This is a genomic window from Mycobacterium sp. 1423905.2, assembly GCF_001673155.1.
Classification (GTDB): Bacteria; Actinomycetota; Actinomycetes; order Mycobacteriales; family Mycobacteriaceae; genus Mycobacterium.
The window spans coordinates 1-1,320 of the sequence record NZ_LZLE01000297.1 but is presented as its reverse complement, the minus strand read 5'-3'; the positions used below and the strand labels follow the sequence as shown (position 1 = coordinate 1,320).

The 1,320-nt window shown below is 75.0% G+C and carries 1 pseudogene; it reads left to right on the top strand.

Features of this window, described 5'->3' with window-relative positions:
* A pseudogene (locus A9W95_RS27335) lies at window positions 1-1,320 on the top strand (hypothetical protein); the annotation flags it as partial.

Sequence of the window (1,320 nt, the reverse complement as noted above, 5' to 3'; positions counted from 1 at the left end):
CAGCAGGGGCGGCCTCTGATAGGCGACGGCGCCAACGGTGCGCCGGGTACCGGTCAAGCCGGCGGCGCTGGCGGCAACGCTTTGCTGTTCGGCAGCGGTGGAGCCGGCGGCCAGGGCGGCACCGGTCTGACCGGCACCACCGCCGTCACCCCGGACAACGGCACGGCCGCCACTGGCAGCGCCGGGTTGGTCGCGACCCAGGTCGGCTTTACCGGTGGTGCCGGCGTCGATGGTGCTGTTGGTCAGGTCGGCGGTACTGGTGGGACAGGCGGGTCCCCAGATTTCCTGTTTACCGGCTCGGTTCCCGGCGCGGACACCAGTGGTGGCACCGGAGGCGTCGGCGGTGTCGGCGGATTCGGTAGCGACGCTGGAGCCGCCGGCAGTGGCGGGATGGGCGGTGCCGGCGGTGTCGGGGGCAATGGCGGGCTGCTGTTCGGTAGCGGCGGGGCCGGCGGACACGGTGGCACCGGCGGCACGGGCGGCGCCGGCGGTATTGCGGCGAACGGTGGTGCCGGCGGTGCCGGGGGTAGCTCCACCTCTAGGGCCAGCTTTATTGCTGTCACTGCTGTCGGCGGAACCGGCGGCACCGGCGGCGTGGGCGGCGTCGGCGGTACCGGCGGATCGGGCGGCGCCGGAGGTGTCGGGGGGGCCGGCGGCCACGGCGGGCTGCTGTTCGGTGCCGGCGGTGCCGCCGGCACCGGGGGCACGGGTGGTCTCGGCGGATCCGGCGGTCTCGGCGGTGACGGCGGATCGGCGGGCAACGGTGGGAATAGCTCAGCGATCGCGACGCAGGTCGGTGAGAAATCGTTCGGCGGCAACGGAGGTCTCGGAGGCAGCGGTGGCGTCGGCGGTACGGGCGGTGCCGGCGGTGCCGGCGGTGCCGCCGGCGCAGCGGGGGAGGGAGGCTTCCTCGGCCAAGCCGGATCCAGCGGCAGCGCGGGCGTGGGCGGCGCCGGCGGTGTTGGCGGCGGCGGCGGCGACGGTGGCGATGGCGGGAAAGGCGGGACCGCGACTGGCGGCAATGACAGCATCAAGACGCCGGGCAGCCCCGGAAGCGGCGGCACGGCCGGGGGCGGGGGAGCCGGTAAACAGGAAATCTGGGGACCCGCCTGTCCCACCAGTACCGCCGACCTGACCAACAGCACCATCGACGCCGGCACCACCGGTAAAGCCGACCTGGGTCGCGACCAACCCGGCGCTGCCAGTGGCGGCCGTGCCGTTGTCCGGGGTGACGGCGGTGGTGCCGGTCAGACCGGTGCCGCCCTGGCCGCCGGCTCCACCGCTGCCGAACAGCAAAGCGTTGCCGCCAGCGCCGCCGGC